The sequence below is a fragment of the Hyphomicrobium sp. D-2 genome (genome assembly GCF_029872155.1).
In the GTDB taxonomy this organism is placed as follows: Bacteria; Pseudomonadota; Alphaproteobacteria; order Rhizobiales; family Hyphomicrobiaceae; genus Hyphomicrobium_A.
Genome location: NZ_JARXLA010000002.1, coordinates 571,306 through 591,131, shown reverse-complemented (window position 1 = coordinate 591,131; position 19,826 = coordinate 571,306). Strand labels below are relative to the sequence as shown.

Here is a 19,826-nt window from a genome sequence, read left to right as displayed (position 1 = left end):
GATCATTCCCAGTGTTATGTGGTTGTACGGCGGCGTTACTCGGCGGCGCTTGCGCGGCGCGGTCCGCTTTCAACGTATTCCAGCGCCTCCTTCAGCACCGACAGCGGCGCTGCATCCCGTGGTGCATTCTCACTGAGATGACGACGGAACAGGCGTCCGCGCGGTTCGGCGTGATAAAGCCCCAGCATGTGACGCACAATGTTGTTCAGCCGGCCGCCCGATGCAATGTGTTCTTCGATGTAAGGCAGCATCGCTTCCACTGCGTCGCGGCGAGAAATCGCCGGCGCGTCCGTTATCGCGAATATGCGCTGGTCGACGTCACTCAGAATGTACGGCGTCTGATACGCAGCGCGCCCCATCATCACGCCATCGACATGACGCAGATGTTCCTCTGCCGCATCCAGATTGTCGACGCCGCCGTTGATCACAATCGTCAGCTCGGGATGCGATGCTTTCAGCCGGTAGACGCGCGGATAATCCAGCGGGGGAATCTCGCGGTTCTCTTTCGGCGACAGACCCTTCAGCCAGGCTTTGCGCGCGTGGACAACAAAAGTTGTAATGCCCGCATCGGCCACCGTGTCGATGAAGCGCTGGAAATCGGCCTCGCTGTCCTGGTCGTCGATGCCGATCCGGCATTTCACCGTTACCGGCACCTTGACGTTGCGTTGCATTGCGTAAACGCACTTTGCAACCAGCTCCGGCTCGGCCATCAGGCAGGCGCCGAAGCGGCCCTCCTGCACGCGGTCGGAAGGACAGCCGACATTCAGGTTTATTTCGTCGTAACCATATTCCGCACCCACGGCGGCGGCGTCCGCCAGTGCTTCAGGGTCCGATCCACCGAGCTGCAACGCCACCGGATGCTCATGCTCGCCGGCCAATCCGAGCAGCCGCTCGCGATCGCCGCGCAGCACAGCGGGGGCCGTTACCATCTCGGTATAGAGCAGAGCGCGCTTCGTCAGCTGACGGTGAAACGTCCGGCAATGCCGATCCGTCCAATCCATCATGGGCGCCACGGAGAACCTATGCGGCTGATATTGCACGGATAGTCCTATTCGATTTCGAACGTATTGAGCCTTCTAAGGGAAGCACGTTCCACTGTTCGTCGGCAATTGGGCATGGCTGCATAATAGCCAGCGTCTGATCGAAAGACCTTTAAGCTGAAATCGCAGGCGCTGCGATGGGCCACAGCGCAGCAGGCCCACGCCGCATTAAATGCGGCGAACGCATAGTTTGTTAAATCGGCACGCCACGTCGAACGCGCCCCCATGCCTCTATCATAGCGGAGGCACACACGGAATCGGTCTCGTCGTCTGACTGCTGTTCGATGCCCCAATAAGCACCGCCTGCATACCGCCAGCGGTACAGCTCTCTTCCTACCGTGACTGTTCCCGATCAGCGCTTCTGAAAACACATCGGAAACCGATATGACTGGTCGATGTATCGACGGGGTGAGCGTGGCGTGCTGCTGGTCGATACCGCCGACAGTAGTTCGGCGCGCACAGATGCGAACCGCCCTTCAACACCTTGCGCGGAATAGCCGACCTGGGCTGACGGGCATCATGGCTGGCCTGCTCCGGACCGCCGCGCGGATTGACCGGAATGCAGCAAGCTTTCGGGGCGTTGTCTGGATGGCGGTTCGAAAACCAATCCGCCGTCCATTCCCAGACATTGCCAATCATGTCGTAAAGCCCAAAACCGTTGGGTGGGTATGAACGGATCGGCGATGTGCGCTCGTAGCCATCGAGCTTGAGGTTCTCGTGAGGAAACGCGCCCTGCCACGTATTTGCAAGCTGACGTCCCTCAGGGTTCAGCTCATCTCCCCAGGCGAACTCGGCCCCATCGAGACCGCCGCGCGCAGCGTATTCCCATTCCGCCTCTGTCGGTAGTGACTTGCCAACCCAGTCTGCATAAGCCTCAGCGTCTCGATAGGCGACATGAACCACGGGGTGATGGTCCATCCCCCTGATCGAGCTGCCACGACCGTACGGCCTGCGCCAGTTCACCCGCTGACGGAACTCCCACCATTGGCTCCAGTCGCGTGTGTCGACGGGATAGTCCGGTGGCGCAAACACCAGTGATCCCGCCTTCAACAGATGCGGCAGCGCGCCGGGATAGTCTTTCGGGTCAGGCGCAATCTCGGCGAACGTGACATAGCCCGTTGCCTCGACAAAGGCGCGAAACTGCGCGTTAGTCACCGGCGCCGGATCGATCCAGAAACCGTCGACCGTTACCCGATGAACCGGCTTCTCCTCAGCATAGTGCCGATCCGATCCCATGCGAAACGTCGCGCCGTCGATCCGGACCATATCCGTCGTCGGGTCGGAGATGTTCGGCGGAGCAGAGTGCGCTTGTGCCTTATGCCTGTGTCTGATGCTCACCTTGCTTCCCCTAGAATTGTCTCCCAGTCGGGATGCACACCAACCTGCCTATATCAACCCGCCTTTTTCGGCCGCCTATTCCGCCGGTTTTGGAAAAATGGTTGCCCAATCATTCTTCATGCTGATCACATGCCATTTGCGCGCATGGGCCTCATCCATCAGCGACTGGCTAAACGTGCCAACTTTGGTGTCGGGTAGGCCGTCGGCCGGGCCATAGGCGAACTCGCGCGTAGCATCGTCATGCAGCACAAGCACGCCCAGTCTGGGCCCCTCACCCGCTGTCGTCCATTCCAGCATCTGGCGATCGCCGTCGGAGTTTCCAAAAGCAATCAAGGGACGCTTGCCGATGAAGAGATTGATGCCGATCGGCTTGCCTTCATAGTTGCTGTTGAAGAACAGCTTCGGCTCGCGCAGCAATTCTGCCTTGCCGTCCTTGTATTCAAATTTGGTCGCAACGCTGGAGCCGACGACCTGCTCGCGTTGAATGCCATACACTGCGTCGGCATAGGGGCGGACGAACTCCTGACCACCACCGGTAACGATGTAAGTGTTGAAACCATTGGCGCGCAGATACGCCAGCACTTCCAGCATCGGCTGATAGACCAGTTCGGTAACAGGCCGCTTCAGCACCGGGTTCTTCGAGGTCGGCAGCCAATCGGTGACAATCTTCTCAAACTGCTCGGTGCTCATGCCAGCGTGCGTGGCGGCAACGATTTCAAGCCAATCCTTCTCGCTGAACTTTGCGATGGTGGCAAAATCATTGGCGAGCACTGACTTGAAAGGCTCGGTGGTTTTCCATTCGGGGTGTTCGGGCGCCAGCGTCGCCACCCGGTCGAGCGCAAACAGCGCCTGACTGTAAAGCGGATGCTCAGCCCAGAGCGTGCCGTCTTGATCGAAGACCACGATGCGATCGGCCGGTTCAACATAACCGGCGGCGCCCTCCGTGGTTGTTTCCTTAACGAGCGCCACGATCGCGCTCTTCACTGCACCGTCGTTCCATGACGGAAGCGGGTCTTGTTTGGCAGCTGCTGAAAGCGTTGTCAGGGTGAGAGCCGCCAACACTGCAAACGAGGCTGCAAACGTGCGCGTCCGGAGCGAATGGAGCGTCTGAACAATCCAACAAAGCATTGCATTACCCGATATGATCTGAAGTCGCCGATGGACAATGACAGTCGGGCGGCTCCGCAGAACCGCCCGATCGTCGTGCGTATCAGTCTCTGGTCGTCTTGGCGGATTTCACCTGCTGGATGACCTGATCAAGGTTGTAGCTCGCAGGCGTCTGCATCGGCGGGAACTTGTTGTAAGTCTCAAGTTCCTTTAGCCACAACGCCTGGCCGATCGGCAGCAGGTTCCAGTCGTAGACGTAGGCGGTAACCGGTGCAGCCAACGCGCCACCGACGCCGGTCAGTGTCTTCAACTGCGAACCGATCGAAGTCTCGAATGGATCGCGCTTGATGTTCACAACCTGAGTCCAGTGGTACGGCACGGGGCCAACGGTAAAGCCGGTCGGATCGTCCGATACCATCGAGAAGTACATCTTCCAGTTCTTGTAGCGGACAGCCGAAGGATCCTTGCCCGAGTAATAGAAGAATGTATCGCGTGCCGATCTATCCGATTTTCCGAGCAGATAATCGTGCTGGTTGATGCCATCCAGCGTCGTCTTGACAATGCCCGGATAGGCGCCCTTCTCGATCTGCGCCTTCAGTTCGTTGCCCTTGGGGCCACCGGCGATTTCGACGAACGTCGGCACCCAGTCAAGCGACGCGAAGATGTCGGTCTTGACCGTTCCTGGCTCGATGTGGCCCGGCCAGCGCACCACCATGGGCGCTCGCATGCCACCTTCCCAGGTTGACAGCTTTCCGCCCTTGAACGGCGTTGTGCCGCCATCGGGAAACGTGATGGTCTCAGCGCCGTTGTCCGTGGTGAAAACGACAATCGTGTTGTCGAGCTCGCCCATCTCCTCAAGCTTCTTCAGCACGTAGCCGATGTTGTCGTCCATCTGCTTCATGCCGGCTTCGTTCACGCCCCAGTCCTTGCCACCGGGCTGCCCGACCATGCCGAGATACTTGTCAGACAGCATTGTCGTGATGTGCATGCGCGCCGGGTTGTACCAGACGAAGAACGGCTTGCCGGTTTCCTTGGGATTGTTGCGATCGAGGAAGTCGATGAGGTGACTTGAAATCTCTTCGTCGACCGTCTCAGACCGCTTGAGCGTCAGCGGCCCTTCGTCCTTGCATGTCTGCTTTTCTACGGTGCCGTTAGAGGATTTACAGGCGATCACCGGTCGCGGTGGCATCAGACAAATGGTCGTCTTCTGATCGACAGCTCCCGGTGTCGGATCCAATCCAGGCACTGCAGTGTTCTGACACGGCGGGGCAACAGTTTGATCCGTTGGCGTCTTGTTGATGTCCGGGAAGCTGACGCCCTGCATGGCGTCAAGGTGGTAGAGATAACCCCAGAACTCTTGGAATCCGTGTGCTGTGGGCAGCGCCTCCGTATGATCGCCAAGGTGGTTCTTGCCAAACTGCCCGGTTGCATATCCGAGATCGTGCAGGAACTTTGCGAGTGCCGGCGTGCCGGGCTTCAGATAGGTCGGACTGCCGGGCAGCTGCGGCATGATCATGCCGGTGCGCAGCGGATGCATGCCAGTGAAGAACGCATTACGTCCAGCCGTGCAGCTCTGCTCCGCATAGTAATCGGTGAACATCGCGCCTTCGCGGCCGATGCGGTCAATATTCGGCGTTTCGCCGACCATCAAGCCGCGATGGTAGATGCTCGGCTGCATGTAGCCGATGTCATCACCCATAATAAAAAGAATGTTCGGCCGCGCTGGCGCAGCTTCAGCTTGCACAACCGCTGGCGTAATCACGCTAAGAGCAATCGCAGCAACGCTGGCTTTCAACCAGCTGGTGCGGCCTTTAATGGGTTCATCCCGCAAATGCGCGGCTTCGGGGATCATTCGATACCTCCTGTGCTGGAACGGAGGTATCAACCGGCCGCCCCGATCTTAAATCGACGGGATGGCGTCGCGACATACGTTCTGGCCCAACCGCGGGCATCAAAAGTCTGCGCGCTTGCCATCAATATGAGAGAGCATCGCCCTCGGCTTTAAAAACACATGAAATGGCAATAGCCGCTATGCAGATTCGGCCAGCTAGAAATTTAAAAGAGTTGCCGATTCCTTTATGTTTTTCGGGCGTTTTTCCATGCAATTGCACTCTTAATGCCGATCAATGCAATTGCTTGCCTCGGAATAAATCGCCCGAGTGAACGGGCAAGAAAACGAACTATTTGTTTGTGGTGTGAACGGTCGGCTTCGGTGGTTTTGCCGGCACGACACGCGTCGCTGCCGCTGTCTTTCACGGAAGTCCGTTATTCGAACTGGGCAAGGCCGAGATAGCGAGGAGACATCACCCGAGGCACGAAATTTGGCTTTTTGCGTAGCGTCGTGGAAGGCGCCTCACCGAAGAGTTGGCGATAAACCGTCGCGAACCTGCCGAGTTCTCCGAAACCGTGCTCCATTGCTATGGTCGTTACGGAAGTCTGCATTGGGTCGGCGAGCTGAAGCGCGCGGTTCACCTGATACATGCGGCGCAGCCAAAGATACCGGATTGGACTTAGTCCGAATTGCTCCTTGAAAACGCGCCGCACCGTTCGTTCTGGTGCTCCGAGTTCGTTGCACAAATCCATGATGTAAAGCGGGCGGCCTGAGTGGCGGGCAATGAACCCTTCTAGCCCTTCTAGAATTGCACGCCGATCCTTGTATCCGGCGACCGGCGCCTTTTTCTCGCTGGTGTCGATGGCCAGCAGCATCGCGTGCACCATCGCCTGTTCCAGTGCCTTCGCGACCTCCGCATGGGCGATGATTTCGGGCGCCGACCTGGCAAGAGTTCCGGCGATCTGATGCAGCGCACCTAGCCGCGCCATCGCGCGCCGCTGCGGACGCAACACATTCGTCTCTTGCGGGACCGGCATTTCACGGCCGAGAACAGTGCGGGCCGCCCGTTCGAGTTCATCCGGCGCAAGGGACATGGCGCCCCAGCGGATCGCGCCGTCCGTGCGCTGATACTGTTCGCTTTCACGGCCCCAGAACAGCAATTCCCCTGGCTTGAACTCGATGCCGTTTATGCAGCTCGGCTGCTGCCGGAGATCCGTCAGAAAGAAGATCGGCGCGCGGGTCTTTGGAATTGAAATATGAACGGAGCGAGCCAGACTCTCCGCGCCGCGCTGCAACCATAGACGACGAAAGTCGATGCGGGTCAGTTCGCCATCGAATTGACCCGGCTTGAGGACAGCCGCCTGCACCTGCGCCGCCCGGATCGTGTGCACGTACTCGTCTGCGCAGTCGAATACGCGGTGAGCGCTGCCAAGCACAGATTTCCTCGCATATTCTCAGGCGAACAGGGCCGTCGACGTTGCACCGACCCTCACCTCGTCGTCTGCAAGCACCCGTTATGCAATCTCATCATCCGTACAGTCTGCGGATCTGCAGCCGATAACAAACGCGGCCATAAGACAACCATACAAATGATTGCGGACTGATCCGCACCATCGCGCGAGCCTGCGACCCGCACCGCCACAAGGAAAGGCAAGCGCAGCGCAGAGGTGCTGTACAGCAACGATGCAGCACCGCTGGACGCAAGGCCCGATTACATTCGGCGCAAAGCAGCGCCCGACCCCAAGGTTATGCCGCCGCCTCACGCAGCGCACGCGTGTCATAGTTGAGCACCGGAGCCAGCCAGCGTTCGGTTTCTTCAACGGTCCAGCCCTTGCGGGCCGCGTAATCCTCGACCTGGTCGCGCTCAACTTTACCGACGCCGAAATAGTGGCTGTCGGGATGCGAGAAATAAAGGCCCGCAACCGCAGCACCGGGCCACATCGCGTAGCTTTCAGTCAACTGCATGCCGATCGCATTCTCGACATCCATCAGTTCCCAGATCGTCCCCTTCTCCGTGTGATCAGGCTGCGCCGGATGGCCCGGCGCCGGACGAATGCCGCGATACTTCTCCAGGATCAGATCATCGTTGGACAGTTTCTCGTCGGCCGCATAGCCCCACAGCTCGCGCCGCACGCGTGCGTGCATGCATTCCGCGAAAGCTTCCGCCAAGCGATCTGATAGCGCCTTCAGAAGAATGCGGCTGTAGTCATCGGTGGCTTTCACGTGCTTGGCTATGGCCTCCTCCTCACCGAGACCTGCCGTCACCGCAAACCCGCCGACGTAATCGGCAATACCGCTGTCCTGCGGCGCGATGAAATCGGATAGCGCCGTATGTGCACGGTCGCGCTTTGGATCGCGCGCAATCTGCTGGCGCAGCGTATGGAACGTTGCAATCTGTTTGGACCGGCTGTCATCGGCATAAACAGCGATGTCATCACCGATTGCGTTGGCAGGCCAGAACCCGACGACGCCGGAAGCACGCACCCAGTTACCGACCACCATCGCCCGCAACATATCCTGCGCGTCATTGAACAGCTTCTGCGCTTCAGCGCCGACCTTGTTGTCCTTGAGAATTGCAGGATAACGCCCGGCCAGTTCCCAGGTCTGGAAGAACGGCGTCCAGTCGATGTAAGGAACCAGCTCCGCCAGCGGATAATTTTCAAACTTACGCGTTCCCAGGAACGTCGGCTTGGGCGGCGTATAGTTCGGCCAGTCGATATTGAACTTGTTTCCACGCGCGGCGCTTAGCGGAATGCGCTTCTTGGATGCCTCGTTCTTCAGGTGATTTTCGCGCACCTTGACGTATTCAGTCTGAATCTCGGCGACGTAATCCTGGCGATCAGTTTCTGACAGCAGCTTGGAGACAACGCCCACCGCGCGCGAAGCATCGAGCACATAGATGGCCTGCCCCTTGGAATAGTTGGGGCTGATTTTCACCGCCGTGTGAACACGGCTGGTCGTAGCGCCGCCAATCAGCAGCGGGCAATCAAATCCCTCACGCTCCATCTCGGCGGCCACGAAACACATCTCATCGAGCGAAGGCGTGATGAGGCCGGAAAGCCCGATCATGTCGGCCTTTTCTCTCTTGGCTGCCTCAAGAATTTTTGCGGCGGGAACCATCACGCCGAGGTCAATCACCTCGTAGTTGTTACATTGCAGAACAACGCCGACGATGTTCTTGCCGATGTCGTGCACGTCGCCCTTCACCGTCGCCATCACGATCTTGCCGGCGGCGGGCATCTGATCGACACCGGACGCGCGCTTTTCTTCTTCCAGGAAGGGTTGCAGATAGGCTACCGCCTGCTTCATGACGCGGGCGCTTTTCACCACCTGCGGCAGGAACATCTTGCCCGCCCCGAACAGATCGCCGACGACGTTCATGCCCGTCATCAGCGCGCCTTCGATCACGTGCAACGGCTTCTCGGCCTGCTGGCGCGCTTCTTCCGTATCTTCCTCGATGAAGTCGGTGATGCCGTTGACCAGCGAATGGGTTAGGCGTTCCTGCACCGGCTGATTGCGCCAGGAGAGATCCTTCTCCTTCTGCTTGGCACCGGTGCTGCCGTCGCCCTTGAAACGGGGTGCCGCGTCCAGCAGTCGGTCAGTTGCATCGGGACGCTTGTTGAGAACCACATCCTCACATAGCTCGCGCAGTTCCGGATCGATCGCATCGTAGGGCGTAAGCTGGCCCGCATTGACGATGCCCATGTCCATGCCGGCAGCGATTGCATAGTAGAGGAACACCGAATGCATCGCCGCGCGGACCGGTTCGTTGCCGCGGAATGCAAACGACAGGTTCGAAACACCGCCTGAAATGTGCACCAGCGGCATCGCTTCCTTGATACGCCGCACCGCCTCAATGAAGGCGATGCCATAGCCGTTGTGTTCCTCAATACCCGTCGCCACCGCGAAGATGTTGGGATCGAAGATGATGTCTTCAGGTGGGAAGCCAACCTGCTCGGTCAGAATCTTGTAGGCGCGATGGCAGATCTCGAATTTGCGATCTTCCGTATCCGCCTGTCCGACTTCATCGAAAGCCATCACCACCACGGCGGCGCCATAGCGCAACACCTTCTTGGCGTGATCGAGGAACTGCTCCTCGCCTTCCTTCAGGCTGATCGAATTGACGATCGGCTTGCCCTGCACGCACTTCAAGCCGGCTTCGATCACGCTCCACTTCGAGCTGTCGATCATGACAGGTACGCGGGCAATATCGGGTTCAGATGCGATCAGATTGAGAAACGTCGTCATCGCCCGTTCAGGATCGAGCAGGCCTTCATCCATGTTGATGTCGATCACCTGCGCGCCGTTCTCAACCTGAGAGCGCGCAACCGCGAGTGCGGCCGGATAATCGTTCGCTTCGATCAGCTTGCGGAAGCGCGCCGAGCCGGTGACGTTGGTGCGTTCACCGACGTTGATGAAGGCCTGCGCTGCGTTTGCCGTTGTCATTTTTATTCTTTGCCTTCTGACGTTCGACGCACAGCTGGATGCTTTCGCTGGCGTAATCTCATATCAAACGCTCAACCTGAACCTGCACGACCACACCCGCGCGGGTCATGCTCCGTGGACAAACGGCTCCAGCCCCGAAAGGCGCAGCTTCGGCGGTATCGAAGGAATTTGGCGCGGTGCATACTTCGAGACATGCTCGCGCACATGGGCAATGTGGTCGGGTGTAGAACCGCAGCAACCGCCGACAATGTTCACAATGCCGTCGCGTGCCCACGGCTCGACGGCACACGCCATGTCATGCGGGGTCTCGTCATATTCGCCCATCGCATTGGGCAGGCCCGCATTCGGATAGGCGGAAATGCGCGTATCGGCAAAGCCGGAAAGCTCCGCCAGATAGGGGCGCATCAGGTCGGCGCCGAGCGCACAGTTCAAGCCGATCGAGAACGGGCGCAGATGGCGCATTGAATACCAGAACGCCTCCGCCGTCTGTCCGGAAAGCGTGCGTCCCGAACGGTCAGTGATAGTGCCTGAGATCATGATCGGTAGCTCGACGCCCTTCTCCTCGAACACTTCCAGCGTCGCTACGCCGGCCGCCTTCGCGTTGAGCGTATCGAAAATGGTCTCGATCAGGATGATGTCGACGCCGCCATCCATCAGGCCGCGCATCTGCTCCTTGTAGGCTTCGCGCAGCTCATCGAAATCGACATTGCGGAAGCCAGGATTGTTGACGTCCGGAGAGATCGATGCCGTGCGGTTGGTTGGCCCAATGGCACCCGCAACAAACCGCAGCTTGTCCGGCGTCTTCTTGTTCCAAGTATCCGCCACGTCGCGCGCAATCCGCGCAGCTGCCAGATTGACCTCATAGGCGAGATCTTCCATCCCGTAGTCGGCCAGCGAGATTTTTTGCGCGTTGAAGGTGTTGGTCTCGATGATGTCCGCACCAGCCGCAAAATACTCATCATGAATGGCGCCAATGATCTGCGGCTGCGTCAGCACCAGAAGATCGTTGTTGCCCTTCACGTCGCGGTGCCAGTCCTTGAAGCGGACACCGCGATAGCCGTCTTCATCCAACTTGTAGCGCTGGATCATGGTGCCCATTGCACCATCAATAATAAGAATGCGCTCTTTGGCGGCGGCTTCGAGTGCAGCGAATGAAGGCTTGCGTTCAAGCATTATAATTTTCCTTAGCTCGCGGCGCGCACTTTTGCGGGCGCGCTACCAGCATGGGGCCGCAGCCCCAGTAGATGACATATGGCGTAGACGAGATCGGCGCGGTTGAGGGTGTAGAAATGAAACTTCTTCACGCCCTCATCGACGAGATCCATCACCTGCTCGGTCGCGACAGCGGCGGCCACGAGATGCCCGGTCGCCGGATCCTCCTCCAGCCCGTCGAAACGGCGCGCCAGCCATGACGGCATGCTTGCGCCGGCACGGGCGGCAAAACCTGCAACCTGCTTGAAGTTATGGATCGGCACGATGCCGGGAATGATCGGTATCCAGATACCGGCAGCGCGCGCACGCTCCAGGAAGCGCAGATAGTGTGCGTTGTCGAACCCGAACTGCGTGATGATGCGGTCTGCGCCAGCATCAACCTTGGCTTTCAGGTTGTCGATGTCAGCAGCGACACTCGTGCTTTCCGGATGTTTTTCCGGATAGCCAGCCACCGAAACTTCAAATGGCGCAATGCGCTTCAGGCCAGCCACCAGATCAGCGGCGTTTATATAGCCACCGGGGTGCGGTTCATACACCGAGCCGGGGCCACTGATGGGGTCGCCGCGCAACGCCACGATATGGCGGACGCCGCGCTCCCAATAGTCGCGCGCAATCGCGTCGACTTCTTCCTTCGTGGCCGCAACGCAGGTGAGATGTGCGGCCGGCTTCATGTTGGTTTCATCGACGAGACGCACAACCGTGTTGTGTGTACGCTCACGCGTCGTGCCACCCGCACCATAGGTCACCGAAACAAACTCCGGCTCCAGAGGCGCAAGCCGCTGGATGCACGACCACAGCGCAGACTCCATCTTCTCCGACTTGGGCGGAAAGAACTCGAACGAGACATCGATCTCGCCAGCGCCCAACAATCTGCTTTTACGTTCTGATGTCATTGCCATCAGGGTGCACCCTCCAGGGCACGCGCCGCGCGTGCCGTCTTCTCTGCTGTTTTTGTGTTTGTTTCAGGCGGCCGCACCGCAAGCCACAGTGAGACCGTCAATGCCTCCGGGCCCGCTGCGGCCGAGGGGGCAAGATCCAACTGCTTTTGCGGGCTGAGCCCGGCGTCTCGCATCCACGCGGCCACCTGACCGGCAGGAAAACCAAGACGGTCGTGGGCATACTCATCGCGCAAAAATTCAAGATCATGCGGAGCAAAATCGACGATGAGCAAGCGACCGCCGGGGGCCAGCACCCGCGCTGCTTCGCGAATGGCCTGTAGCGGATCGGAAAGGAAGTGCAGCACCTGATGCATCACCACCGCATCGGCCGCGCCGTCGGCGCAGGTTCCCAGGCATAAAGATCGCCACTTGACGCACCTGGGCGCGACCGAGGCTGATGCCTGAAAGCTTGCTGCGCGCATAGGCGAGCATGGCGTTGTTAACGTCAAAGCCGATGCCGCGGTCATAGCGGTCGGAAAGCAGTTCAAGAACACGGCCGGTACCGGTGCCCAAATCCACCAGCAGCGAAAACGGCCCCGCACCGAGCGCATCGGCAATGGCCGCTTCGACGTCGCGTTCGGCAACATGCAGCGAGCGAATGCGGTCCCAGTCGGCCGCGTGCGCCTGAAAGTATGACTGCGCCGCTGCCTCACGCTCGCGCTTCAGCGCTTCGGCCCGCTCTCGGTCCCGCGCCATGCCCCGATCGTCGGGGTCAACCAGCGAAAGGATGTCCATGGCGAGCTTGCCACCGGCGGAGCGGTCCGAAACATGGAAGTAGGCCCAGCTGCCTTCCCGGAAGCGTTCAACCAGTCCGGCTTCGGCGAGCAACTTCAGGTGGCGGCTGATTCGCGGTTGGCTTTGACCCAGGATGACAGTCAGGTCCTTGACGCTCAATTCACCCGCCATCAGCAACATCAGAATGCGCAGGCGCGTTGGCTCGGCCGCCGCCTTGAGCGCCGTCACGATGTCGTCGCTGGCAAATTTTCCGGGCACGGGCGCCGCTCCTCTGACTGGCGGGCATCATATAAACATATGTTTATGCGTCAAGCGGTGATGACGCTAGTGCGGGCCTTCTTTCTGCTTCTCTCACGCCCCCCGCGCCCGAAACCTCGGCAGGAAATCACGGCCAGAAATCACGGAATGGAACCAAACCCCGTTCCGCACCCTTTCAGAACAGCGGTTAACCCGGGAGTAAGCCTGTTGAGGTTAACGTAGGCTCCTACACCGCTCCGATGGACTCTCAATGCGCGTTGCCACCTTCGACCGGATCGAGCCTGCGATGCCTACGCAACTGCCGGCAAACATTTCGCAAACCTGCTCACAGCGCACGGCGTTCGCGCTGCTTGTTTTGCTTGTTCCGCTGGCCTTTGCAGTCGCGCTCGCAACCATGAGTCTCTTGGTCGCCATCCTTTCGCCGGAGCCGCGCGCCACCCTATTTAGTCAACCTCTGCTTGCGGTGGAGATCACGACGGCGTTTGCACTGGTAGCTTTTCTGATTGCGCTGCCCATCAAGCGCCTGCTCGACCGGGTGCTGACGACGCGCTCGGTCAGCATCGAGGATGCAGGCGTGACCGTGACCGACAACGGCTATTTTCTGACGGAAACTTGGTTCGAGCCGCTGTCGGCCTTCGTCGGTGTCGCCCCTCACATGCGCGCCACACTGGGGGCGACACGCCATGAGATCGTGCTGGTGCACCCCAAGCGTGGCAAATCCATCCTCTTGAGTGTTGCCGCAAAAGCATCCCCGGCTGAACTTGACCGAATCGCCCACATGCTGGGTCAGCCGGTCGTTGCAGCCAGTGAACTCTATCGTTTTCGCAATCGGGCGCACGGCTTTTCCACAGGTCGTCTACCGGATGCCAGCCATGCCTGAATCTTCGATCCTCGGAAAATTCCGGAGCGCTGCGGCGCAAGCTTTGACTGAAAGTTGCCTCACATGGCTAATAAGCCTGCGGAGGCGAGTATGGGCCGGACCGAATGCGGCCACCTCCAATATGTATGCCTTGAGGGAGTTCGATTATATGTTGAGCACCGTGGCGGTTCGCGCGACACGCGGAACTTCAGCATGGGCGCTGGCTCTTGCCTGCCTCTCCTTTGTCTGCGTGCCATTCGTTGCCGTGGCGCAGACTGTCGCCCCAGAGCGCACAGCCGCAATCAAATCGCCTGTCAGCGCTGAAAAGCCAGTTGCGCCGTCCAACCGGCGTGAATCGCCGGCAGCCTATATGAAGCGGATCGGCAACGAGCTTCTCGCCGCCTCGCGCTCCGGCTCCATGGCGCAGTTTGCGATGGTGCTCAATTCCAACGCGGATATTCCGTCCATCGGCATCAGCGCGTTGGGAGAATACGCACGCGTGCTGCCGAAGACCGATCGTCCGATCTATTACACCGGCATGATCAACTTCATCGCGCGCTATGCTTCGCGCGAAGCGCCGAAGTATCCCGTGGCCCGTTTCATCGTTACGTCGCAGTCCAAGGAAGATCCGCGCGGCACCTACGTTGACAGCCGCATCACGCTGGAGAACGGCTCCAGCTATGACGTGCGCTGGCTCGTTGTACGCCGCGGCAACACCTACAAGGTGCGCGACGCTCAGGTCATCGGTTTCTGGATGACCTCGTTCCTCGACACCCTGTTCCAGAGCTTCATCAGCGATAACGGCGGCAACCCGAAGGCCCTCGTGGTTGCCCTCAATCGCTGATCGTTTACCCTACCGCACGCACAGGCAGCGGCGTTCCTTATGGAGCGTCGCTGTTTTTGTATTTGGCGCCGTCAATCGGGGCTTAATCGGCATGCGGCTCAATTGTTTGCGCTGACACGGCCAAGCCGTTATGTTGCGCCTCTTGAGGTAGGGCCATGACGCAGGCGCAAGGCAACATCACGCGACGCAGCCAGTTCCCGCAGCTTCACGCTGCGGCGCTGTACCTGTATGCGCTACTGTTTGCAGTGCTGTCGGTTGCTCCCGCTGTACCACTACTGGACAGCGGCGAGGCCGCCGGCGTCCGTGCAGGCGCTCCGGCTCTCGATCATACGCTTCGCAGCGAAAACCTGTCGCTTGCGGGGCGCGTTTCACCCGATGAGCATTCGGGCGCGCCGTCATCCTCTCCGCCGCATGTTGTTATTGCCGCGTCAGGCTTTGCAATCGCCGTTGCTCTTGGCCTGCAATCGAACGCGCGTGCGTCCTCTGCCAGGCCGCTCCATAAGGCGCGCAGCGCGCATCGTTCTCGCGCCCCACCCCCTGCCCTGCTGACCTGATTTCACTTTACATCGCTGGTTCAAAGCAAACCGCCATGTGGAACGGGATACCGTGCGCATGCGCGTGGATTTGAGCCTGCCATCTTTTCGCGCCCGCAGACGCCTGCGTTGCGCAAGCAGGGTAATCCCATGTTCTTTCCTATCCCGACCTTCAAGGGTCTCGATATCTTTCCGCACGGCACGCAAATCAACTTCATGCGCTTCAAGGGCACGTGTCTCGCGCTGTCCGTAATCCTGTCGATCCTCTCGGTGCTCGCCATGGGCGTCATCGGCTTCAACTACGGCGTCGATTTCAAGGGCGGCACGCTGATCGAAGTGCAGGCGCAAGAAGGCAAAGTCGACGTTTCGAGGCTCCGTAATAAGCTCTCCGAGCTTGGGCTTGGCAGCGTGCAAATTCAGTCGTTTTCCGATCAGAACGTGCTGATCCGCGTTGAAACGCAACCGGGTGGCGAAGAGGCACAGCAGGCGGCGCGCACCAAGATCGTGGACGCGCTCGGCCCCGGTTTCGAGCAGCGCCGTGTCGAGATCGTCGGCCCCGCTGTCTCCAGCGAACTGAAGCGCTCCGGCACCTGGGCCGTCATCGGCTCGCTGATCGCAATCTCAGGCTACGTTTGGTTGCGCTTCGACTGGCAGTTCGCTGCGGGCGCCATCCTGTCGCTGCTGCATGACGTCGTAGTCGTCGCCGGAATTTTCGCCCTGTTCCAGCTCGAATTCGATTTGTCGATCGTCGCGGCGTTGCTGACCGTGCTCGGCTATTCGATCAACGACACGGTCGTCATCTCCGACCGCATCCGCGAGAACCTGCGACGCTACAAGAAGATGCCGATCGATAAATTGATCAACGTATCGATCAACGAGACGCTATCACGCACGTTCCTGACCGGCCTTACGACCGTTGTCGTGCTGGTAGCCTTGCTGGTGTTCGGCGGCGAAGTGCTGTTCAACTTCTCGCTCGCCATGCTGCTGGGCGTGCTGATCGGCAGCTATTCGTCGGTCTTCCTGGCGGCACCACTGCTCGGCTATCTGGGTGTTCGCCGCGATATCCTGCTCGGTTCGAAAGCTGACAAGGGGCAAAGCGAGCACGAACCGCGCCATTACAATCCCGCATTTACGCCGCCTGCGCGTCCTGCGGTTGCCGCCTCGGTGGTGGATGCTGAGGTCGTGTCTGACAGTGGTGCCCCGGCCCCCCGTTAGGGGCCGAGGTCATATAGACGCCCGATTTTCCGCTCAAGGCTGGACTGGGGAAACAAAATGAGCAAAAGCCCATCAAGGGCAACGAAGATGTTGGGGGAGTTCATGAATTCCAGAATATGGCTGGCGGCGGTCTTACTTGCCGTCCCGGCGGCGGCGCAGGCGCGCTCGATCGCAGATCAGCTCCGCAAGCTCGACCCGGAAGAGCGTGCGCACCAGGTCTGCGTGATCAAGGGCATCGACACCATCCGCCGCGACGGCAAGCTGCCTAAGGCCGACCGCATCAAGACCAGCATCAGTGGACGGGCGACGTTCACTGGCGGCGAGGTCTCGACCAAGGGCGGCGCGGTGCGTGCGAAGTCGCATTGGTACAAGCTGAAATTCACGTGCGCCGTTTCGGAAGACCAGATGAAGGCGCTGAGTTTCAAGTATGAGGTCGGCGCCGAGATTCCCGAAGATACCTGGGAAGACCTGGGCCTGTGGCGCTGACCGCCAACGGCACGCTGTTCGCACCGCCTATCTAAACCGGCTTGATGAACAACACCGCGGATGAGTATCCGCGGTGTGTTTGGTGTGTTCGGAAATCAGCAGACGTCAGTCGTCGTAGCCGACCAGAATTTCGCCGGTCTTCGGATGGACGTGCGCCTCGATGCGGGTGCCGTGCTGGTCGACCAGCTCAACCTCGTAGACGCCATCGTCGGTTTCGATCTGCTGCACCTTGTAGCCGGCGGCGCGCAGCTTCTCACCCACCTGGTCCGGGCTCAGCCACTCGGCGCGCGGCACGCCAGCCTGAGAGGTTGCAGCGGCATTGTCGACGGCCAGTGCCGGCGTAACGATGGCAACAGCAGCGGCGAACAGCGGCAGGATGATGTACTTCTGCATGGATTTCGTTCTCCTCGATATTGGGGCGTATGTGTCCGGCCCCTCCCGGCCAACGACAGCGTGTCGTCGATCCATGCCCAACCTCGCAGAAGCACGCTGACAGCCATCTGATGGGTGCTGTCAGGGATTTGTCAGCAGACTGGGTGCACCATGGGGCTTCGTCTGGAGATAATTTCTGTGCCCTTTTACCGTTGGCTGGCCTGTACCTTTACAGCGGCTCTCATTCTTGTTGCGGCTGCCCCCGGTGCGCTGATGGCCGACGACCTTGGCCCTGAGGAAGCGCAGCGGCTGCTGCAGTCTGGCCGCATCAAATCCCTCGCCGATATTGTCTCCATCGTGCAGAAACAGGTGGACGGCGACCTCATCGATGCCGAGCTTGACGAGGAAGATGGCGTTTACATCTACGAGCTTAAGATCCTGCGCCCCAATGGCCGGTTGCAGGAGATTGAAGCCGAAGCATCCACCGGCAAGATCCTGAAGATCGAGGATGACGACTGATGCGTTTGCTGTTGGTCGAGGACGAACCTCGGATCAGCGCCGCGATCAAAGCCGCGCTGGAAGCGGCCGGTTACGCTTGCGACGTGGCCCATGATGGCGAAGACGCATGGTTCCGCGGCGACACTGAAGATTACGATCTCGTTGTGCTAGACCTCGGGCTGCCACGCATGGACGGACTTTCCGTGCTCAAGCGCTGGCGGGCCGACGGCCGCAACATGCCGGTGTTGGTGCTGACGGCGCGTGGCGCCTGGCCCGAGCGCGTTGAAGGCATTGATGCCGGTGCGGATGATTACCTGACGAAACCGTTCCAGACCGAAGAACTGCTGGCGCGCGTGCGGGCGCTGATCCGACGCTCCACCGGCCATGCCAGCGCAGTGATTGCGTCTGGCGCCGTCTCGCTCGATACGCGTCAGATGCGCGTGCTGAACGCTGGAGTGCCTATTCAGGCCACGCCGCTGGAATATCGGCTGATCGCTTATCTCATGCACAACAAAGGCCGCATTGTTCCGCCGCACGAACTGATCGAACACCTTTATGGCGACGATGACGCCCGCAACGCCAACGCTCTCGAAGCGCTCGTCATGCGGTTGCGCAAGAAGCTGGGTTCTGAAGCAATCGAAACCCGCCGCGGCTTCGGTTACATGATGCCGGATGCCACGCCATGAGCATGCGCTCGCTGCGGGTGCGCCTGCTGGCCGGAGCGGCGACATTCATACTCGTTGCACTGGCGCTGGCTGCATTCGCTTTGACGTCGCTGTTTGAACGTCACGTCACGCAGTGGATGGATAGTGAGCTTGCAAACCATCTCAATCAATTGATCGCCGGCGTTGACCGCAATGCGTCGGGCAATATCGTCATCGCTCGCGCTCCGGCCGATCCGCGCTTTCAGAAGCCGCTGTCGGGCCTCTACTGGCAGGTGGAGATTGAACCGGCGGGTCCGGTGTATCGCTCCCGCTCCCTGTGGGATGCAACGCTTGATCTTCCCGCCGAAGCGGCGATCGACGATGACCTGCGCAATTATGAGCTGTCTGGTCCAGCGGCGCAGTCGCTGCATGTTGTGGAGCGGCGCATAGCTTTGCCCGCCCGTCTCGACGGCAAGACTGCGCGCATTGCCGTGGGCATTGATGCCGCCGATCTGGCCGCCGCGACGCGGAGCTTTGCCGGCGCGTTGTTGCCCTATCTGGCGCTGCTGGCACTGCTGCTTATTGCGGCGGGATCTGCGCAGGTGGCGATTGGCCTGCGTCCGCTTGCAACCATACGCCAACGGCTGACAGCTATCGGCGCGGGAACACAAACGCGGCTTGGCAACGACTTTCCGGAAGAAGTCATGCCGCTGGTGAGCGAAATCGATGCGCAGCTCGATGCGCGCGAACGCCAGATTGAAAAGGCGCGTGCCCGCGCTGCCGATCTCGCACACGGTTTGAAAACGCCGCTTCAGGTGCTCGCCAGTGACGCCGAACGCCTGCATGCCAAAGGCGAAACCGAAATTGCCGGCGAGATCGATGACATCCGCGCCACCATGCAACGCCACATCGAACGCGAGTTGACGCGTGCGCGCAGCAGCGCTGCCAATATGAATGTCGCCACTGAACTGCTGCCCATCGCGCAACGTGTGCTGCGGGTTGCACAGCGCACACCGGCCGGCGAACGCATAGCGTGGACCACCGACATCGCCCCACAGCTCGCAGCGCGTATCGACGCCGACGATCTCACGGAGGCGTTGGGCAATTTGGTTGAAAACGCCACTCGACATGCAGCAGGCGCGATCACCATTCGCGCCCATGCCGAAAGCGAGACTATTGCGCTGGCGGTGCTGGATGACGGACCGGGCATGTCGGCTGAGGATGCCGAAATCGCCATGAGGCGCGGCGGCCGTCTCGATACGTCAGGGTCAGCCGGACTGGGCCTCGCGATCGTCGGCGATATCATGGAAGCGTGGGACGGCACGCTCAATATCGATACTTCGGCTCCCGGCGGAAATATCGTTCTGCGCCTGCCCGCCGCCATAAATCACAAGCCCGTACACCGCCAGCCGTAACTTTGCAGCGCTGGCCAACGTATGCGGCTATGATCCGGATGCGCCGCTAGCCAGC

The 19,826-nt window shown here is 59.9% G+C and carries 17 protein-coding genes and 2 pseudogenes; 8 read left to right on the top strand and 11 right to left on the bottom strand.

Features of this window, described 5'->3' with window-relative positions; translation table 11 throughout:
• Nucleotides 1-35 precede the first annotated feature (35 nt).
• The 10 genes and pseudogenes from dusA to QEZ49_RS17250 all read right to left on the bottom strand — a co-directional run.
• Complete coding sequence (gene dusA, locus QEZ49_RS04590) at nt 36-1,040, bottom strand: tRNA dihydrouridine(20/20a) synthase DusA (RefSeq protein ID WP_280384634.1); 1,005 nt, start codon at nt 1,038-1,040, stop codon at nt 36-38.
• 333 nt (nt 1,041-1,373) lie between these two features.
• Nucleotides 1,374-2,306: a formylglycine-generating enzyme family protein gene (locus QEZ49_RS04585; protein WP_280385078.1), complete on the bottom strand. Its 933-nt coding sequence runs from the start codon at nt 2,304-2,306 to the stop codon at nt 1,374-1,376.
• Between the two features lie 147 nt (nt 2,307-2,453).
• On the bottom strand, nt 2,454-3,362 hold the full coding sequence (locus QEZ49_RS04580; protein ID WP_280384632.1) for an HAD family hydrolase: 909 nt from the start codon (nt 3,360-3,362) through the stop codon (nt 2,454-2,456).
• Nucleotides 3,363-3,588: 226 nt separating this feature from the next.
• The gene (locus tag QEZ49_RS04575; RefSeq protein WP_280384631.1) at nt 3,589-5,337 is read right to left on the bottom strand and encodes an arylsulfatase; all 1,749 of its coding nucleotides are present in this window, start codon (nt 5,335-5,337) and stop codon (nt 3,589-3,591) included.
• A 413-nt stretch (nt 5,338-5,750) separates the two neighbouring features.
• Entirely contained in the window at nt 5,751-6,752 is a 1,002-nt protein-coding gene (locus tag QEZ49_RS04570; protein ID WP_280384628.1) for a helix-turn-helix domain-containing protein, read from the bottom strand.
• Nucleotides 6,753-7,062: 310 nt separating this feature from the next.
• Nucleotides 7,063-9,819, bottom strand: a complete 2,757-nt coding sequence (gene metH, locus QEZ49_RS04565) for a methionine synthase (protein ID WP_280385076.1) — start codon at nt 9,817-9,819, stop codon at nt 7,063-7,065.
• Between the two features lie 63 nt (nt 9,820-9,882).
• A pseudogene (locus QEZ49_RS04560) lies at nt 9,883-10,935 on the bottom strand (homocysteine S-methyltransferase family protein); the annotation flags it as partial.
• A gap of 11 nt (nt 10,936-10,946) precedes the next feature.
• Complete coding sequence (gene metF / locus QEZ49_RS04555; protein ID WP_280384626.1) at nt 10,947-11,873, bottom strand: methylenetetrahydrofolate reductase [NAD(P)H]; 927 nt, start codon at nt 11,871-11,873, stop codon at nt 10,947-10,949.
• Complete coding sequence (locus QEZ49_RS04550; protein ID WP_348534790.1) at nt 11,873-12,334, bottom strand: class I SAM-dependent methyltransferase; 462 nt, start codon at nt 12,332-12,334, stop codon at nt 11,873-11,875. Before QEZ49_RS04550 ends, metF begins: the two co-directional genes overlap by 1 nt.
• Nucleotides 12,335-12,728: 394 nt before the next feature.
• Nucleotides 12,729-12,818 (bottom strand): annotated as a pseudogene (locus tag QEZ49_RS17250) (ArsR family transcriptional regulator); the annotation flags it as partial.
• A 337-nt stretch (nt 12,819-13,155) separates the two neighbouring features.
• Here QEZ49_RS17250 and QEZ49_RS04540 point away from each other — a divergent pair.
• The 5 genes from QEZ49_RS04540 (at nt 13,156) to QEZ49_RS04520 (ending at nt 16,842) form a co-directional block, all read left to right on the top strand.
• Entirely contained in the window at nt 13,156-13,785 is a 630-nt protein-coding gene (locus tag QEZ49_RS04540) for a hypothetical protein (RefSeq protein WP_280384620.1), read from the top strand.
• Between the two features lie 148 nt (nt 13,786-13,933).
• Nucleotides 13,934-14,608 (top strand): ABC transporter substrate-binding protein, encoded by a 675-nt coding sequence (locus QEZ49_RS04535; protein WP_280384618.1) that lies wholly within the window; start codon nt 13,934-13,936, stop codon nt 14,606-14,608.
• Nucleotides 14,609-14,763: 155 nt separating this feature from the next.
• Nucleotides 14,764-15,162 carry a hypothetical protein gene (locus QEZ49_RS04530; protein ID WP_280384616.1) on the top strand — a complete coding sequence of 133 codons (399 nt, stop codon included), beginning with the start codon at nt 14,764-14,766 and terminating at the stop codon, nt 15,160-15,162.
• A 129-nt stretch (nt 15,163-15,291) separates the two neighbouring features.
• On the top strand, nt 15,292-16,356 hold the full coding sequence (gene secF / locus QEZ49_RS04525) for a protein translocase subunit SecF (RefSeq protein ID WP_280384613.1): 1,065 nt from the start codon (nt 15,292-15,294) through the stop codon (nt 16,354-16,356).
• Between the two features lie 57 nt (nt 16,357-16,413).
• A complete protein-coding gene (locus tag QEZ49_RS04520; RefSeq protein ID WP_280384611.1) occupies nt 16,414-16,842 on the top strand; it encodes a DUF930 domain-containing protein in 429 nt (142 codons plus the stop codon).
• A 105-nt stretch (nt 16,843-16,947) separates the two neighbouring features.
• On the opposite strand, the gene QEZ49_RS04515 is transcribed toward QEZ49_RS04520, so the two are convergent.
• A complete protein-coding gene (locus QEZ49_RS04515) occupies nt 16,948-17,235 on the bottom strand; it encodes a PepSY domain-containing protein (RefSeq protein ID WP_280384610.1) in 288 nt (95 codons plus the stop codon).
• Nucleotides 17,236-17,412: 177 nt separating this feature from the next.
• Between QEZ49_RS04515 and QEZ49_RS04510 the strand changes: the two genes are divergently transcribed.
• From QEZ49_RS04510 to QEZ49_RS04500, 3 genes are read left to right on the top strand one after another with little or no spacing between them, the layout of a single operon-like run.
• Complete coding sequence (locus QEZ49_RS04510) at nt 17,413-17,733, top strand: PepSY domain-containing protein (protein WP_280384608.1); 321 nt, start codon at nt 17,413-17,415, stop codon at nt 17,731-17,733.
• Entirely contained in the window at nt 17,733-18,398 is a 666-nt protein-coding gene (locus QEZ49_RS04505; RefSeq protein WP_280384606.1) for a response regulator transcription factor, read from the top strand. The genes QEZ49_RS04510 and QEZ49_RS04505 overlap by 1 nt, the downstream gene beginning before the upstream one ends.
• Nucleotides 18,395-19,771, top strand: a complete 1,377-nt coding sequence (locus QEZ49_RS04500) for a HAMP domain-containing sensor histidine kinase (protein WP_280384604.1) — start codon at nt 18,395-18,397, stop codon at nt 19,769-19,771. The genes QEZ49_RS04505 and QEZ49_RS04500 overlap by 4 nt, the downstream gene beginning before the upstream one ends.
• Nucleotides 19,772-19,826: the final 55 nt, after the last annotated feature.

What these genes read in the sequence shown, in the direction of transcription:
- QEZ49_RS04585 (WP_280385078.1), bottom strand. Translation starts at nt 2,306, where the DNA reads ATGGTCCGGATCGACGGCGCGACGTTTCGCATGGGATCGGATCGGCAC.
- QEZ49_RS04575 (WP_280384631.1), bottom strand. Translation starts at nt 5,337, where the DNA reads ATGATCCCCGAAGCCGCGCATTTGCGGGATGAACCCATTAAAGGCCGC.
- metF (WP_280384626.1), bottom strand. Translation starts at nt 11,873, where the DNA reads ATGGCAATGACATCAGAACGTAAAAGCAGATTGTTGGGCGCTGGCGAG.
- QEZ49_RS04550 (WP_348534790.1), bottom strand. Translation starts at nt 12,334, where the DNA reads ATGCGCGCAGCAAGCTTTCAGGCATCAGCCTCGGTCGCGCCCAGGTGC.
- QEZ49_RS04540 (WP_280384620.1), top strand. Translation starts at nt 13,156, where the DNA reads ATGCGCGTTGCCACCTTCGACCGGATCGAGCCTGCGATGCCTACGCAA.
- QEZ49_RS04535 (WP_280384618.1), top strand. Translation starts at nt 13,934, where the DNA reads ATGTTGAGCACCGTGGCGGTTCGCGCGACACGCGGAACTTCAGCATGG.
- QEZ49_RS04530 (WP_280384616.1), top strand. Translation starts at nt 14,764, where the DNA reads ATGACGCAGGCGCAAGGCAACATCACGCGACGCAGCCAGTTCCCGCAG.
- secF (WP_280384613.1), top strand. Translation starts at nt 15,292, where the DNA reads ATGTTCTTTCCTATCCCGACCTTCAAGGGTCTCGATATCTTTCCGCAC.
- QEZ49_RS04520 (WP_280384611.1), top strand. Translation starts at nt 16,414, where the DNA reads ATGAGCAAAAGCCCATCAAGGGCAACGAAGATGTTGGGGGAGTTCATG.
- QEZ49_RS04515 (WP_280384610.1), bottom strand. Translation starts at nt 17,235, where the DNA reads ATGCAGAAGTACATCATCCTGCCGCTGTTCGCCGCTGCTGTTGCCATC.
- QEZ49_RS04505 (WP_280384606.1), top strand. Translation starts at nt 17,733, where the DNA reads ATGCGTTTGCTGTTGGTCGAGGACGAACCTCGGATCAGCGCCGCGATC.
- QEZ49_RS04500 (WP_280384604.1), top strand. Translation starts at nt 18,395, where the DNA reads ATGAGCATGCGCTCGCTGCGGGTGCGCCTGCTGGCCGGAGCGGCGACA.